The following is a 259-nucleotide window of genomic DNA, read 5'->3' on the forward strand; positions in this document are numbered from 1 at the left end:
GTCCTACCAAGCCGCCTTGCGTGATGCTGTCCCGACATACTGGGACACGACCGTGGTCCTCCCCTCCAACAACTCTCCCTTTGGTCCCCTCACCTCGTCACTTAGCGGCGACGAGATCTTGATCGATGGTATGCCTTCCGGCAACTTCTTTGGCTTCTTCTGGAACAGTAAGTCAGCTAAGCCTAGACATAGCCACGAGCTGACCACCAGTGATTGTATCATTCTCGTTCCAGTTTGTCGGATTCCTCCTCACCTATGT

At 53.7% G+C, this 259-nt stretch carries 1 protein-coding gene; it reads left to right on the forward strand.

The genetic code is table 11. From position 1 onward, the window contains the following. Positions 1-52: 52 nt before the first annotated feature. Positions 53-259: hypothetical protein (locus ACEN88_RS35695; protein WP_413347121.1), on the forward strand; the 207-nt coding region annotated here is incomplete at its 3' end.

The sequence above is a fragment of the Massilia sp. CT11-108 genome (genome assembly GCF_047302915.1).
Taxonomy (GTDB): Bacteria; Pseudomonadota; Gammaproteobacteria; order Burkholderiales; family Burkholderiaceae_D; genus Telluria; species Telluria orientalis.